The 15,197-nt window shown below is 59.5% G+C and carries 16 protein-coding genes; 6 read left to right on the top strand and 10 right to left on the bottom strand.

The genetic code is table 11. The features are described from left to right. The first annotated feature begins 203 nt into the window (after positions 1-203). A complete protein-coding gene (locus tag ABNF92_RS13515) occupies positions 204-1,430 on the top strand; it encodes a sulfite oxidase (protein WP_349342434.1) in 1,227 nt (408 codons plus the stop codon). A 57-nt stretch (positions 1,431-1,487) separates the two neighbouring features. After that, a complete protein-coding gene (locus ABNF92_RS13510; RefSeq protein ID WP_349342433.1) occupies positions 1,488-1,808 on the top strand; it encodes a cytochrome c in 321 nt (106 codons plus the stop codon). Between the two features lie 29 nt (positions 1,809-1,837). On the opposite strand, the gene msrB is transcribed toward ABNF92_RS13510, so the two are convergent. From msrB to chrA, 3 genes are all read right to left on the bottom strand, one after another. Beyond that, positions 1,838-2,263, bottom strand: a complete 426-nt coding sequence (gene msrB / locus ABNF92_RS13505; protein WP_069181941.1) for a peptide-methionine (R)-S-oxide reductase MsrB — start codon at positions 2,261-2,263, stop codon at positions 1,838-1,840. An 11-nt stretch (positions 2,264-2,274) separates the two neighbouring features. Beyond that, complete coding sequence (gene msrA / locus ABNF92_RS13500) at positions 2,275-2,928, bottom strand: peptide-methionine (S)-S-oxide reductase MsrA (protein ID WP_069182784.1); 654 nt, start codon at positions 2,926-2,928, stop codon at positions 2,275-2,277. 112 nt (positions 2,929-3,040) lie between these two features. Then, the gene (gene chrA / locus ABNF92_RS13495; RefSeq protein ID WP_349344094.1) at positions 3,041-3,976 is read right to left on the bottom strand and encodes a chromate efflux transporter; all 936 of its coding nucleotides are present in this window, start codon (positions 3,974-3,976) and stop codon (positions 3,041-3,043) included. Positions 3,977-4,100: 124 nt separating this feature from the next. Here chrA and ABNF92_RS13490 point away from each other — a divergent pair, with 124 nt between their 5' ends. Continuing rightward, entirely contained in the window at positions 4,101-5,075 is a 975-nt protein-coding gene (locus tag ABNF92_RS13490) for a metallophosphoesterase (RefSeq protein ID WP_349342432.1), read from the top strand. Here the strand turns inward: ABNF92_RS13490 and ABNF92_RS13485 are convergent. The 3 genes from ABNF92_RS13485 to ABNF92_RS13475 form a co-directional block, all read right to left on the bottom strand. Continuing rightward, complete coding sequence (locus ABNF92_RS13485; protein WP_349342431.1) at positions 5,072-5,554, bottom strand: CDP-archaeol synthase; 483 nt, start codon at positions 5,552-5,554, stop codon at positions 5,072-5,074. The two genes, ABNF92_RS13490 and ABNF92_RS13485, sit on opposite strands and share 4 nt — an antisense overlap. 27 nt (positions 5,555-5,581) lie before the next feature. Then, positions 5,582-6,958, bottom strand: a complete 1,377-nt coding sequence (locus tag ABNF92_RS13480; protein WP_069181945.1) for a class II fumarate hydratase — start codon at positions 6,956-6,958, stop codon at positions 5,582-5,584. 64 nt (positions 6,959-7,022) lie between these two features. Further along, a complete protein-coding gene (locus ABNF92_RS13475; protein ID WP_349342430.1) occupies positions 7,023-7,307 on the bottom strand; it encodes a hypothetical protein in 285 nt (94 codons plus the stop codon). Positions 7,308-7,499: 192 nt separating this feature from the next. Here ABNF92_RS13475 and ABNF92_RS13470 point away from each other — a divergent pair, with 192 nt between their 5' ends. The 3 genes from ABNF92_RS13470 to ABNF92_RS13460 are packed head-to-tail and all read left to right on the top strand — an operon-like array spanning position 7,500 to position 10,986. Further along, positions 7,500-8,978 carry a response regulator gene (locus ABNF92_RS13470; protein WP_349342429.1) on the top strand — a complete coding sequence of 493 codons (1,479 nt, stop codon included), beginning with the start codon at positions 7,500-7,502 and terminating at the stop codon, positions 8,976-8,978. Further along, positions 8,978-9,619 (top strand): LuxR C-terminal-related transcriptional regulator, encoded by a 642-nt coding sequence (locus tag ABNF92_RS13465; protein ID WP_349342428.1) that lies wholly within the window; start codon positions 8,978-8,980, stop codon positions 9,617-9,619. The genes ABNF92_RS13470 and ABNF92_RS13465 overlap by 1 nt, the downstream gene beginning before the upstream one ends. Beyond that, entirely contained in the window at positions 9,616-10,986 is a 1,371-nt protein-coding gene (locus ABNF92_RS13460) for a HAMP domain-containing sensor histidine kinase (RefSeq protein ID WP_349342427.1), read from the top strand. Before ABNF92_RS13465 ends, ABNF92_RS13460 begins: the two co-directional genes overlap by 4 nt. Here the strand turns inward: ABNF92_RS13460 and ABNF92_RS13455 are convergent. The 4 genes from ABNF92_RS13455 to ABNF92_RS13440 are packed head-to-tail and all read right to left on the bottom strand — an operon-like array spanning position 10,958 to position 15,185. Continuing rightward, entirely contained in the window at positions 10,958-12,082 is a 1,125-nt protein-coding gene (locus ABNF92_RS13455) for a porin (protein WP_349342426.1), read from the bottom strand. The two genes, ABNF92_RS13460 and ABNF92_RS13455, sit on opposite strands and share 29 nt — an antisense overlap. Beyond that, positions 12,072-12,656, bottom strand: coding sequence for a DUF4956 domain-containing protein (locus ABNF92_RS13450; protein WP_349342425.1), 585 nt, complete (start codon positions 12,654-12,656; stop codon positions 12,072-12,074). Before ABNF92_RS13450 ends, ABNF92_RS13455 begins: the two co-directional genes overlap by 11 nt. Next, positions 12,640-13,398 (bottom strand): polyphosphate polymerase domain-containing protein, encoded by a 759-nt coding sequence (locus ABNF92_RS13445; RefSeq protein ID WP_349342424.1) that lies wholly within the window; start codon positions 13,396-13,398, stop codon positions 12,640-12,642. Before ABNF92_RS13445 ends, ABNF92_RS13450 begins: the two co-directional genes overlap by 17 nt. Next, positions 13,395-15,185 (bottom strand): CotH kinase family protein, encoded by a 1,791-nt coding sequence (locus ABNF92_RS13440; RefSeq protein WP_349342423.1) that lies wholly within the window; start codon positions 15,183-15,185, stop codon positions 13,395-13,397. Before ABNF92_RS13440 ends, ABNF92_RS13445 begins: the two co-directional genes overlap by 4 nt. Between the last annotated feature and the right edge of the window lie 12 nt (positions 15,186-15,197).

Here is a 15,197-nt window from a genome sequence, read left to right as displayed (position 1 = left end):
CCCTTCTCTGTTTCCCGGTTTCGCTCCCGGCCTTGCCGGGAATTTCAATAGCGGCGAATTATAGCGACTGAAAAACCCGTTGGATAACGCACAAAAGCATTGATTAATTTTTGATCATTATCTATAAGATATAAGGATATAACTCCAAAGAATCGAAAGAGCAGTCCCACCGTCCGACGACAACCCTAAAAAGGAGACGGATCATGAAGCAGGAAACAGCTCTGATGCGTGGCCCGAATGACCCGGGCCTCCAGAACCCTACCCGGCGCACCCTGCTGCTTGGCAGCGCCGGCGCCATGGCGGCGGTTTCCGTGCTGGGGTTTACGCCCCTGGCCAAGGCCGATGAGCCAAAATCACTGCCGGATTACGCGGCCTGGAAAGAACGCAACGCCCTGATCGTTCACAGCACCAACACCATGGAAACCCAACGGGGGGCCATCGGCAACGGCGTAATCACCGCCAGTGACCGTTTGTTCGTACGCAACAACCTGCCGGCACCACCGGCCTCGGTGACTGAAAACCCGGATGTCTGGGAGGTGCGGATCGAGGGCGTCAAAAACCCCAGAACCCTGACAGTCGGTGACCTGAAGCAGATGGGCGTAACCACCGTTGCGTCTGTCCTGCAGTGTTCCGGTAACGGCCGGGCGTTTTTCCCTCACGGGGCAGGTGGCACCCAGTGGTCTGTTGGCGCCGCTGGTTGCATCATGTGGACCGGGGTGCCATTGAAGGACGTTGTAGAGGCTCTGGGCGGTCCTGTCGAAGGGGCACGCTACATCACCAGTACCGGCGGCGAGACACTGCCTGACGGTCTGGACCCGAAAACCGTGATCGTCGAGCGCTCCGTTCCCACCCGAGCCATGGAAAGCGCCCTGCTGGCCTGGGAAATGAACGACGAGCCTCTGACCCATACCCACGGTGGCCCGCTGCGCATGGTGGTGCCGGGTTACTACGGCGTGAACAACGTGAAGTACGTCAAGAACGTCGCCTTCACCGAAAACCAGACTGACGCCAAGATCCAGGCCTCCGGTTACCGGATCCGTGATGTTGGTGTAAAAGGCGCCCCGGATCAGCCCTCCATGTGGGAAATGAACGTGAAATCCTGGGTGACCGCCCCTCTGGAAAGCGGTCGGACCGGCCGAAACATGATTTACGGGGTGGCCTTTGGTGGCACCGTTGCGCTGGAAAAAGTCGACGTTTCCGTGGATGGCGGCAAAACCTGGAAACAGGCTCGCTTCCTGGGCCCGGATCTGGGTCCCTATGCCTGGCGGCCGTTTGTACTGGCAGCCGATCTAACCGCTGGAGAGCATCGAATTGTCAGCCGGGCCACAGACGTGGAGGGCAATACCCAGCCTGAGGGCCGGGTCGAGAATGAACGTGGTTACGGCCACAATGGCTGGAGCGACCACGGAGTTACGGTTGCCATCAGTTGATGACTGGTCGGGTCGGCCGGGAGTAGGTCGACCCCGATCTTTGCGGAAAGCAACAACATGAGAAAAACTGCATTATTTTTCGCGGTAGCCCTGATCGGGCTACCTTCACTGGTTGTCGCCAGTGAGCTGGAGAAAGGAAAGCAGGTCTTCACCCAGGAGGCACAACCCTCCTGCACGATATGCCACACACTCGCCGACGCAGGTTCAGCCGGTGCCGTCGGCCCGAACCTGGATGAACTCAAGCCAACCCTGGAACAGGTGGCCAATGCCGTCACCGGCGGGGTTGGTATTATGCCCGCGTTTAACGAGTCGCTGTCTGAGGAACAGATCCACGCGGTGGCACACTATGTAGCCACTGTGACAGGCGGCAGTAAATAGAATGGGGGCCTGACGGCCCCCATCAGTTCTCAGGCGTTTTCCTCAAACACCATGGCAACCGAGTTCAGGCAGTAACGCTGCCCGGTTGGCGGCGGGCCATCGGGAAAAACATGGCCAAGATGGCTGTCACATCTGGGACAGCGGATTTCGGTGCGGGTCATGCCCAGACTGGTGTCCTCGATGTACCGGATGTGTTCCGGATCAAAGGGCTGGAAGAAGCTTGGCCAGCCGGTTCCCGAGTCAAATTTCGAGTCCGAACTGAACAGAGGCAGATCGCAGAGCCGGCAGTGGTAAACTCCGGCTTTCTTGTTATCCAGCAAGGTCCCGCAGAACGGATGCTCGGTACCATGGTCCAGCAATACACGTCGCTCTTCCGATGTCAGATCTGCGGCCTTTTCCTCAACCTGCGCCTCAGTCAATGGCGTCAGGTCATAGCCTGCCTTTGACACTCCCATGGTCTGCCTCCTCAGGCGGTACTGCCTGTGTCGTTGTCTGTAAATTCCGGCTTCAGGCGGTCAGGATAGCTGTCTACGAGCTTTTCCATTTTCGGCGCGGCCACGGCCATGATGTATGGCTGATAGGGGTTCCGGGCCGCAAAATTCTGGTGATATTCCTCGGCCGGATAAAACGCTTCGAGCGGTTCCAGAGTGGTTACTATCGGATCCGGATATACCCCGGCCTGATTGAGCTGATGGATGTAGGCCTCGGCCACTCGCCGCTGTTCCGCCGTTTCATAAAATACCGCCGAGCGGTACTGGGTGCCCCGGTCATTACCCTGGCGATTCAACTGGGTGGGATCATGGGCAACCGAGAAGAATACCTTGAGCAGCTCGCCAAAACTGACCTTGGCAGGATCATAGTGGACATCCACCACTTCGGCGTGGCCGGTAGTACCCGAGCATACGGCCTCGTAATTGGCGGAACTGGCATGACCGCCAGCGTAACCGGATTGGACGCTGGTGACGCCATCCATTGCCAGGAAAACCGCCTCCACACACCAGAAGCAGCCGCCCGCCAGCACAACCCGCTGCTCACCTTCTGCCGCTGGCAGATCCTGCTCGGGGTCGGGAAAGCGGCTGCGCGGAACGTTGAGACCCGGAATACTGCACGATGTCGTCATGATGACCTCTGCGTTCACGTTTTCTGCCTGTAACGGCCCGATTGTGGCTGGAAACCTGCGGATTTGCCAACCCTTGTACCCGCCGGCGTGAGCCGGCTTATATGTACGCTGTTCAAGGCAGCAGGATCACCCCGGCCAGTGCAGACCTTGCCCGACGGTGCTCGCGAAGCCAGCTCCACAATGGAAGACCGGCAAAGACCAACAGGGTTCCGGGCAGAAAAACTGCGATAACGGCGACAACACCACCGATAGCACCCGCCTGTGAACCACCCAGAAATCCAGAGAAAGAGAACAGCGGCCCCGGCATAGCCTGAGCAACGCCATACCCCGCCAGAAAGGTGTCCGCGGCCATGGCACCGGAAGCCACGAAGCCTTCCTGCAACCAGGGCAGCACAACATGCCCGCCACCAAACACCAACGCGCCGGCCCGGTACATTTCCGTAGCGATCCAGCCGAGGCTACCTGTCGCCTGTGGCAGGAAAGAAACCAGCAACAGGACCGCAAAAGCCACGGCAAAAAGCGCGGGCTTCCGGGATTGCAAAGGCACATGCAGCAGTTCGGATGCCGCACTGCTCCTCAACTGCATAACAGAACCGACAGCTCCGGCGATGGCCAGGGCCAGTATCTGCATCCAGGTTTCGCTGATTATGAGGAGACTCACAGCAACGAGCAGAGCCATGGCGATTCGGGGACGGTCCGGACACAGGGCTCGCCCCATCTGCCAGACGGCCTGGGCCACCACCGCCACAACAAACAGTTTGAGGCCGTGTATCCAACCGCCACTACCGGCCTCGGGCCACGCGCTCAACCCCAGCGCGAAGCTGATCATGATCAGCGCCGATGGCAGGGTAAATCCCAGCCACGCGGCGAAGGCACCGCGGTAATGGCCGCGCAGGAATCCGATGGTCAGGCCCACCTGGCTGGACGCCGGACCAGGCAACAGCTGGCAAAGGGCCACGACTTTTCCGTAGGCACTGTCCGAGAGCCATCGCCGACGTTTCACGAACTCATCATGGAAGAACCCAAGGTGCGCTGCCGGCCTGCCAATATGTCATCAAACATGAACATTATGTCGTTTTGGTTGCATACCTTCGAGGGCCATCCATAATGAGAGTCAGGGTTTGCCACATTGCATATCGGCCATGCCCCGCTCGGCATACAAAGGAAGAAAAATGACGGCAAGGGCTCGCACACCGGAAAACCAGGATGAACTCCTGGAGTACCGCCTGAGCCTGCGGCTCGGCCCTGTTCACGCCCGCCAGAGACTCGGCATTGAACGGGAGGCTGAAGCGAAGGTATTCGGGCAGAACCACAGCTCCTTCCATCTGGAAAACTGGGCCACGGCGCCCGGGTTTATACGCACCTGTCTGCGAATGGTTGGTCTCTGGGGCCGCGGCCAGAGCAATAGCCGCCGCCTGAACACCGTGCATAATCGCTTCCACCTCCCCGGCCTGCCCGAGGCCTTTGAGGGCTTTCGCATTCTGCACCTGACCGATCTTCACGTGGACATGGACGAAGCCAACCTGCAGGCGGTGCTGCGCCAGATCGAACCATTGGACTATGACCTGTGCGTGTTGACCGGCGATTACCGGAAACTGACCTGGGGCCCCATCGAGGGCGCCCTGGACGGCATGGCAAGGCTGCGGGATGGCATAAAGGGCAAACCCTACGCCGTGCTGGGTAACCACGACAGCGTTCGCATGGTACCGGCGCTGGAAGACATGGGCTACCAGCTGTTAATGAACGAAATGGCACCCATTGAGCGCGACGGCCAGACCCTGTACCTGGCGGGCGTCGACGATGCCCACTTCTTCAAGGTCCACAACCTGCACCAGGCCGGTGACAAGATCCCGGCGGGTGGCACCAGCATTCTGCTCAGCCACACGCCGGAGATCTGGCGCGAGGCCGCCCACGCGGGCTATGACGTCTTTCTTTGTGGTCACACCCACGGCGGGCAGATCTGCCTGCCCGGTGGCATACCGGTGACCCTGGATTCTGACTGCCCGCGAACACTCGGACGAGGCTACTGGCGAATGAACGGTATGCAGGGCTATACCTCCCCCGGTTCGGGCACGTCTGTTGTCAATGTTCGGCTTAACTGTCCACCGGAAGTCACCCTTCACACTCTGACCCGTGGGCCGGATTAATGAGGCTGCCGACGGATACCGAGGCGGTACAGCAGCGGTGAACCGAAAATGTTGGACAGGGTAAAAAGCACCACCACAATCAGCACCACCCAGAAACTCACCGGCAGCCACCACATGGCCAGCAACATAGGCAGGAGTGCTTCAGGAATCTGATCCAGACCGATGGCCCGGGCACTGGAGGCCAGCCCCCGCCGGCGCTTGATAAAACTGCTCAGCATATCTCCGGCCAGCCCGAGCAGGCCGAACAGAAGCCCGAAAAGGAACCCCAGACCGGTAAACAGCGCAAACACCGCACAGGCGAGTGCGCCGGAAACCACTCCCCGCCAGGTTTTGCTTTCACCGAAGACAGGCCGGCCATCGGACCAGAGTCTTCCGCCATCAACCGGCGCTGACCAGCGGCTTTTCAACAATCCGGCAGCGACCACCGGTGTACCGTTGGCCAGCACCAGCATCAAAAACAGCTCCAGGACGATCAGCAAGCGTTTGCGCCTCTCTGAAACGGCCGATCAGGCAATCCCGCCCCGGGTCAGCTTGAGCGGGTCCATCAACTCCTCAAGCCGTTCCCGGCTGAGGCCGCTGCGCTCCTCCGCCACATCAATGACCGGACGCCCCGTCTTGTAGGCCTCTTTGGCGATGTCTGCCGCCAGGCTGTAACCGATTTCCGGGTTCAGCGCGGTTACCAGCACCGGGTTCTTGCCCACCCCTGCATTGAGGTTGTCGGCATTGACCGTAAAGTCCCTGATCGCTTTGTCTGCCAGCATGATGGCCGCGTTGGAGAGCAAATCGGTCATATCCAGCAGGTTCCCACCCACCAGGGGCAGCATCACGTTGAGCTGGAAATTACCGGACTGGCCGGCGATGGCCACAGCGCTATCCAGCCCCATCACCTGGGCGCCCACCATGGCAACGGATTCCGGGATCACCGGATTGACCTTGCCCGGCATGATGCTGCTCCCCGGCTGCAATGCCGGAAGACTGATTTCAGCCAGACCGTGAATCGGACCACTGTTCATCCAGCGCAGATCATTGGCGATCTTGGTGAGCACAATGGCTGCACCGCGCAGCTGCGCCGACAGCGCCACCGGGGCGTCCACCGCGCTCTGGCCGATAAACTTGTGATCGAGCGACGTAAACGGATAACCGGTATTGGCCCGCAGGAACTTGACGAACTGACCGGAAAATTCCGGCAGCGCATTGATTCCGGTACCCACTGCCGTACCGCCCTGGGGTACCGCCAACAGTTCATCAGCGGCGGCCTCTACCCGCTTTTCAACGGCCAGAAGCTGTTCGCGCCAGGTCTTCAGCTCCTGGCCCAGCGTCACCGGCATGGCATCCATCAGGTGGGTTCGACCAGTCTTCACCTGGCTGGAGAATGCCGCCTCCTGTTCGTAGATCACACCGCACAGATGCGACAGCGCCGGCAGCAGCTTCTCCTTGGCCGCAATCACTGCACTCACGTGGATGGCCGTCGGAATCACATCGTTCGAGCTCTGGCTCATGTTCACATGATCGTTCGGGTGCACCTCGAAACCTGCATTGCGGGCAATGCTGGCGATCACCTCATTCACATTCATGTTGGTACTGGTGCCGGAGCCGGTCTGGTAGCGGTCCACGGGAAACTGATCGGCGTACTCGCCTTTCACAATATCCTCACAGGCCTGGGCAATGGCATCCCTCAGATCGTTATCCAGCAGACCCAGGCTGGTGTTGGCTTCTGCGGCTGCCCGCTTGATCTGCGCAACTGCGGCAATGAATGCCTGGGGCATTGGCTGACCACTGACCGGGAAATTCTCCACGGCGCGCTGGGTTTGCGCGCCCCAGAGCGCATCCGCAGGTACCTGGACGTCTCCGAGGCTGTCCGTTTCCGTTCTGAATTCGCTCATATTCCCTCCTGTCCGTCCATTTTTTCGTGGCTTTGGGCGTGTACGCTCCAGGGCCGGCCCTGGCTCAACCGCCGCCCTGGGACCTGAGCCGAATATGGTCGCAGATGCCCGTAACCTGTTCAAAATTCAGGATCAGGGTATGAACCGTGTTTGTGTAGGTATCATGCAGATGGAACTTGTAGCGGTGCTGCTTTTCACCCTGCAGGAAGGCGTCGTATTCGCGGACCAGTTCACGCACATCGCCCCCGGAATCCTTGCTCCAGGTGGCATTGAACGGCCCCAGAACGGCACCGCCAGCCAGACAGACTGTCACTTCGTGGTTCGTCAGACCATTTTCCGGAACTGTCATGGTTATCTCCCTTTCGATAAACCTGTGATAAGTGTAGTCGCTCCTGACTTTGAAACAGGCCATAGTGCCAAGGCCGTCACAGAACAACGCTTCCAACATTGGACAGGCCCCATTTGTAGGAATTTCCTACACCACTAATTCTCTGCCGTTGCTAGTCTCTTCCAAAACCCATCAGCAGGCCCCCGCACAACAATGGCTACCAGCGCAGTGGCGGAGATCCTTCTCCGATATGACGATGACCAGGAACGGCAGCATTTCGAAACCCTGTTTGGCGACGATTTCGCGATTCAGGCATTCGCCTCTGATCAGACTGCCCTCGATCACCTCGCCTCGGCTTCCACACTACCGGCCGCCATCGTACTGATGCCTGACCAGCCTGATGGTCACCTGGAATCGTCCCTGCTATCAGAGGTCCGTGACCGCTACCCCGGGATCCTGAAGATACTGATCGGGGATGCCATTGCCCTGAACCTCCTGGTGACGCTGCTTGATGATCAGTTGATCGATCGCTGTTTCGAACAACCAGTCGATCTGGATGTCATCCGGTCTCACGTGTTGGCCGCCGCCCTAACCCGGGAAGCGCAATCATTCGCTCCGGATACCGGAGAGGCCCCGGAGGGCCCCAGCCCGGCGATTCTGATTGTGGATGACGAACCGACTGCCACCCGTTACCTGTCGAGGCAGCTGGCGCACATGCAGACCGAGTTCCGGGTGCTGAGCGCCATCAGTGCCGAGGAAGCCCTGCTTACCCTCCGGGATGACGGCAATGTTGCCGTGGTGATGACCGACCAGAGAATGCCCGGGATGCACGGCAAAGAACTGCTGGACGAACTCCGACAGTCGCATCCGACCATTGTCCGTATTCTCACGTCGGCCTGGGGCGAAGTGGATGTGGCGATGGATGCGGTGAACGAAGGCCGGATTTTCAGGTACCAGAGAAAACCCTGGCGCGCCGATGAACTGTTGAACCTTTTCCGCAAGGCACTGGCCCATCATCGTGCCCTGGTTGCAACACGGGACAGCTCCCGCTCAATGGCCGAGCAACAGTTTGCGGAACTGCGCCAACAACGACATGCCCGGCTGCTCGAACACCTGTCTGACAGAGTGGACAGTGTTACCGGCGAACCGACAACCGCCGATTTTCTGGACGCCCTGACAAGCATCCGCACGCTTCCGGCCCAGCCGCCTCACCTGCGGGCGAGCCGGGAAACCGCCCTGGAGCATGATCTGATGCGAGACTTTGTCGGGTTGGTGGGCCGGCAGTTGGACAACCTGGAACTAGACGCACCACCCAACCCCCTGACCAGACGAGCCTTTGCAAGGGCCCTGACCGACGCATTGGACAACCCCGCCGCCGCGAGCGAAACACAAACACCACTTATGATGCTCTGCCATTCACTGGCAACGCTTCTGAATGCGTCGGGCCTGAAGGCCACTGCTTTGGAGATCACTCAGGCCGGGGACCACCTCACTGTAACCAACCCAAATGCGTTTCATATGTACAGCCACCTGCTAGCGCCCATTACCCGGCTTTCACGCCCATTATTGGAACAGCAAACCGCCCTGCTGATGCTGTTCGTAAGTAGCCGGCTGCTGGCAGGCGACATCGATACCGACGGGGGCGACCAGAGTCTCTGGGTCAGCCTGCGACTGCCGGCCAGGGCCGACTGATGGTGGCGGGCCAGCGCAGACTCAGGCTGTACGTCACCATCGGGCAACGCCTGCTCCGTGACAGCCTGCTGTTCCAGATCCTGCTGGACAGCGAGGTCGAACTGGTCGGCGAATCCGAGACCGGCGTTGCAACCCTCAATCACCTGCAGGCGGCCAGGCCGACGGTGCTGTTGATTGAAGAAAACCTCCAGGACAACGACGGGCTGACCATCGCCGAGCATGCACTGACGATGAACCCTTCTCTCTCGGTATTGCTGATTTCAGACACACCGGTCAGCAACGGGCGAATGGCAATCTATCTGGAAGCGGGCATCAAGGCCGTAGTGTCCAAGGACCAGCCAATTCAGGAGTTGATCAAGACCCTGTTCTACATTCGAAACGGGCAGGTTTATATCGGCAATTGGAGGCAGCAGCCCGAACCGGCGGCCATGCTCGCATACCAGGGCCTGTCCGGACGGGAACGGGAAGTGGCGCAGCTAATGGCCAGCCGGCTTCCGGTACGGGACATTGCCGGCCGGCTTGGCGTGTCCTGCAAAACAGTGCACTCCTACAAGGATCGGATATTCGTGAAGCTCGGCTTCGAACGCCTGCCCGAGCTGATACTGTTCATGCAACGACACCAACACGGAGCCGCCGAGTGAAACTGCTTTCCGGCATCGATCAGATCCGCCAACTGCCCGCCTGGCGCCAGCGGCGCTTCGAGCGCTTCTACCACACCCAGTATCGCTACCGGGTGCTGCCGCTGTTCGCTGACGTTTACCTGGTCATTGCCTTCATCGGCACCCTGCTGTTCCTGGGCGGGCTGGCGCTGAACCCGGACGCACCGGATATTTTCGGCACCTACCTGATCTACACAGCGATCCTGACCGGCCTGATTGCCGCTCACCGGTTCACGCGCCTGCGCCGGTCCGCGCCGATGATCGTCTACCTGGTATTTTTCAACATGGCCGTGTTCAGCTACCTGGGGTACATCACAACAGGTGCGACTCTCGCTCCCATCGTGGGGCTGTTCTTTTTTATCAGCTCCGTGGGCATCATTACCCTGTCTCTGCTGCACACCAGCCTGATTATCCTGATTAACCTGTCACTGCTGGTACTTTGCACGTTTTTGGCGGTAGACAGCCACGAGGTGGCCGAAACCCTGATCGGCATTCTGACCAACTGGCTGATTCTGATGTGCCTTGTCGTCGCGCCCCTGTCGGCGTGGTTCCTGTCGCAGTTTCTGCGCAATCTGCTGGCTCTCCAGTTCCTGCTGCGCGACCGGAACCGCCAGCTGTCCCGCACCTTGGAGACCCTGAAAATCACGGAAGAGAGACTGGCCCAGGAGCAGAAACAACAGGCTCTGAGCCATATGGCGAAAGGACTTTTGCACGAAATCATGAACCCGCTGAACTGCGCCAGCCAGGCGGTGGATTTTGCAAGTTCGGTAAACCGGGATTCCGAAGTGGCAGATGCCCTGACGGACGCCAGCACGCACCAGAAACGCATCGCCGATATTGTCTCTGACCTGATCGAATTTTCTCGTCCCGTGCCGGAACACAATCTGGAAACAGCCGATCTGCGCAAACTGGTGGCCACCGCAACCGGGTTTTGCCGGCATCAACTGAGAGGCGTGGAGCTTCACTTGGACATTCCGGACGGGACCCTGCTTCCCTGCTACCCATCGGCGCTGACCCAGGTGTTCGTGAACCTGCTGCTAAACGGTGCCTCAGCAGTCAGCAACAGCAACGGGCACGGCAAAATCGAGATAACCGCCGAAAGCACCGACACCGCGCATCGCATCCAAATCCGGGACAACGGCCAGGGCATCGCGCCGGAGGATATCAAGCGCCTCGCTGATCCGTTCTATTCCACCAGCGATACACCGGACAACCTGGGGCTGGGCCTGAGCATCTGCCAGACCATCATGCGACATCACAAGGGCAGCATGTGGATTACCAGCGAGCCCGGGCAATGGACAGAGGTAACCCTCACGCTGCCTAAAACCGCAGCACGGCGCGGAGGGTAACGGCGTCTCCGTCCGGCGCGGCCATCAAGGTATTGCCGCGGATATCCGGTATCAGATAGTTGAGGCGCAGCTGGAACACCTCGCCCAGGTACCAGGCAAAACCCAGTAACGTTACGCTCGCCTCGGCCCCCAGGTTCCTGTCTCGCAGGTCTACCGCACTGTGCCGGGCGACCAGTTCCAGGGCGCCCGCCCGATGCCGGGGCTCAATCCGGTCAAACTCTCCGCGGCTGTAATAGCGTTGATCGTCAGTCAGGAACACACCGGCCTGAAGGTAAGCGCCAGCGAACTGCCAGCGTGACCCGTCGGTTCGCCGCACGTTCTGGGCCATGGCTTCCGCCACGAGGGTCAGGCGATTATACAGCCAGGCGGCTTCAAGACCTGCAAGCCAGGCATCACGGGCTTCGAATCTCGGGCTGCGGATGACATTATCGGCGCTGAACACCTCCCCCTCATCCTTGATCTGGAAACGGCTGTCGCCGAGGTCACGGTAGGAGACCGCCGTGCCAAGATGCACGGTCTGGGTCTCTGAACGAACAGGGGCACGGGTCAGTCTCGCGGTTACGGCGTGAGTGGCGCCGCCATCGGGTTCATCGGTAAACAGACCCAGTGACCAGGTGCCTCGATTGCGATACTGCCCCGCCACAATACCGGTAGATCGCCCGGGTGCGAACGCCGAACTCACCAGCGAACGCTCGCTGGTGTTCAGGTTGGTGTAGCTTGCGAGGCGCTCCAGGCCGAAAGGTTCTTTGAAGCGCCCCACCTGGGCTTCGAACCGGCTCGGGCCATCGTAAACAAGGTAGGCATCACCAAGATCCAGCTCTTTCTTGTCGGCTTCGATCTTGTAGCTGCCGTCCAGCTCTGCCTCCCAGCGCTTTCCCCAACTCAGTTCCAGTTCAAGCTTCGCATTGCGCAGTACGCCCCGGGTGGTGCTGCGCTCGCCATCCTCGTCATAAAACGCACCGTAATGGTCGACACCGGCGGCAACATAACCACCCAGTTCGGCTTCCAGCGGTGACGCCATAACAAGCAGGGGTTGCAGGCTAAACGCCAGGGTCAGACCGATAACCAGCAATGCCCATTTCAGCTCAGCGAACATGATCGGGCTCCTGTCGAAAGTGCATGCGCAACAGGGCGGTATCCCGCAGGTAGCTGACCGACACCACATCCACCCGGAACACATCCAGACCGGTGCGATCACGAAGGTCGGCAATGAGCAGTTCCCGACGGTCCCGATGGACGTTCTCGATCTTTTCGTACTCTACCTCCCTCTCGCTATGCCTGGGCAGGAGCACCCGGGTCTCAAGCACCAGCGACAGGACAATGACCAGCAGATTGAGACACACCAGCTCCAGGTGGTGCATGGTGCCAACCGCCGCCAGCAGGGCCATGGCAATCACCAGAAACAGATAGGTCATTTCCTTGATGCCCAGCGCCTCGGTTCGGTACCGGAGCATAGAGAAGACAGCGAAGAGTCCGAAGGCAAAACCCATGGTGACGGTGACCGAATGCAACAAGGCAGTCACCAGAAAAACACCGACGCCGAACAGAATGAACGAGGCGGCGTTCTCCCGATGGCGGGAAAAGGCGTAGTAGCAACGGATCAGCACGAACACCGAGGCCGTATTGATCAAGAGCCGGATCACAAAATGGAAATCAACTGCAGATTCCATGGAGTCTCCTCAACAGCGGTTTGAAGCGATTGGTTTTGCATTCGTGGCCGAACAACAGGCTGGTGCCGATACAGTACTTGCTGAACTGCACGGGTCGGCAGCCAAGCTGACCAAGGCGGTCAAGCAGGGGAGAACAGGGGGTTTTCCGATCATACTTGACCTCGAAAACCGCAACGTCGGGCAGGCGAAGACCGTTTTGGCGGTCGACCGAATGAAACGCCAGTCCGGTATCCAGGGTGATGCGCTCAGTCCCTAATGGGCTCATCAGGGTCATCCGACGATAGCTAACAAAAAGAGCCGGCAGCATCCCTGCCACCGGAAGGCCCAATTGCTCTTCCAGAAAGTGGCTCACCTGGCCGATCGCAACGGTTTGCGGGGTGAGCGGTAACCGGTTCTTGATGGTTCTCTCTCGATTACTCTTTTTCTTCACCTCCAGGAAGCTGTCCCCGGTTTCGCGGTAGTGCCGTATGCGAAGTTTGAATCGATTCAATTTGCCGTTGTGGTGATCCAGGTACAGCTGACGTCCGGGGGTGTCGAAATACAGGGTGTCGTAGGTGAATCGCCGGTTGCCGTCGATCTCCAACATGGAGTAGTGGTGCTCCAATCCACGCAGGCAAGCATCCAGCAGGTGGACCGGCACCAGGAACTTGGTGTCGACCCGGTCAATCAAACGGGCCTGCATCTGATCAGCCAGGCTGTGCCCGCGGAACCCTTCCCGCGGGCCGGTGACGGCCATGTTCATTGGATGCCCGAATCGTATTCCAGGGTGGCATCCAGGGTCAGTTCCACGTCGCCCTCACTGGCGCCGGTGCCTGCTCGGGTGATAGCAATACTGCCTTCTGCCCCCAGGGCCAGGGTACGCACATCGCCGGGCTGGCTTTCGTCCACTTCGAACAGCAGAGCGTTCGTGGCAAAGCCGTGGAACTGATGGGTACCGGGCACGTAGTCGGATGCCTCGATAAACAGTTGCAGCACATAGGGTGTGAAGTTGTCGTTGATATCCGCGCCAATCAGCAGGAGGCTGATCACCGCCGGTTTTGATTCTCGATCAACCGAGTAAACCAGGCTGTCCACCTCGAAGGCGGCAAACGTCAGGCTCGCGTTCACCGCCCGACCTCCCGGCAGCGTAAAGCGGAAGGCACCTGTGTCGGCACCGTCCTCGGACTTGATGGTGCCGGTCAGGCTGGTTGTCGCCGGGGCACCGCAGTCAGGCTCTGTATCCGAAAGCCGATATACTTCCCCGGTGGGCGTTTCTTCGGCGATGGCCTGTTCAATGACGGCCCTGCGCGCTGGCCGGTAGTCGCCATCGCCGGGCTCACCGCGGCCGTTGATAAAGGTTTTCAGGCTGGCTGCCGCGTCCGCGGTGGTTCCCGTAAGTTCGCGAATCCGCTCCACTTCCGCCAGTAATGCGGTTTCGTCCCACTGGGTGGCCAGCAGGTCTTCGAGCTCGGCCTCATAGCGCGCCCGGTACTCGGGAATATTGAACAACCGGTCGGCCAGCGAGAAATTGCGATAGAGCACCCCCGTCAGGGGCTTGAGGGGATGCGCGCCACGGAATGCCGTATCGGCACCCCAGGGAATAAAATGGAACAGGCCGTCTGCGGGGTCCCGGTAGATGTGGAAGTTGTTGGCGTTACCCGTGGCGGAATCCCAGGCGCCCAACAGTGTTTCCACCGCCCAGAACCGGATAAATTCATCCACATCCACCAGCTGCGGCAATACATTCACCATCTGCTCATCGGGCAAGGCCAGAGCATCGGTAACGGCCTGCAGGTCAGTACGGTCGTTCTCTTTTTCGTTGGTTTTCTTCTCGAAACGCTGGCTCAGCCAGGTGCCGAAATCCGCCGTCTGGGCCTCGTACTGGTTGCCATCGTCGTCGCCGAATGCCCGTGCCAGAAACGGCTTCTTGATGGATTCGACATTGGTAAACACACCCAGATCCTGCCCATTCACCGACACCCTGGCGTAGTTGCATTTCGGCGCGGCGAGCCCGGCCTGGCGGAACTGGTCATAGGCCAGGCACTGGCGGGCATTGGAGGGGTCCTGACGGTTATTGTTCAGGGTCATCCGGGTCATATTCTGATAGGTGCGGCCAGGCCAGAGATCGTCAAAATCGAGCTTGAGAGAGGGAATGCTGGGGCTCAGCGAACCCATGTAGCCTTTCTTGCGCACAATCACCCGGTCCATGCGGTCACCGTCGATGGTGACACTGGCGGAAAATTCCGTGTAGTCGAACTCGGGGACACATTCCCGGTCGGTGCTGGCCAGGGTGCGGGCTTCCGATTTCAGTTGGCTGAAATCGGCAGGGCTCATGGTGACCGACACGTTTATCAGCCGATCAGGATCGTAAAGTTCGGCATCGCCGCCGATATTCACGGGCTCCGCAGGTGGTTCGAAATCGGAAGGGCTCGAAACCTCGGTGTCTCCACCTCCGCCACCACAGCCGGCCAGCAGCGCCATGCCGACAAACGCCAGTGACCAAAGCCCGTGTCCATAGCCAGTTTTCCGGCCAAACGTTGTTATTTTCATCTGTTACTCCCT

The organism is Marinobacter sp. MMG032 (assembly GCF_040112695.1).
Lineage (GTDB): Bacteria > Pseudomonadota > Gammaproteobacteria > Pseudomonadales > Oleiphilaceae > Marinobacter > Marinobacter salsuginis.
Note: the sequence above shows the minus strand (reverse complement) of the source record. Positions and strands in the feature narration are given on the sequence as shown.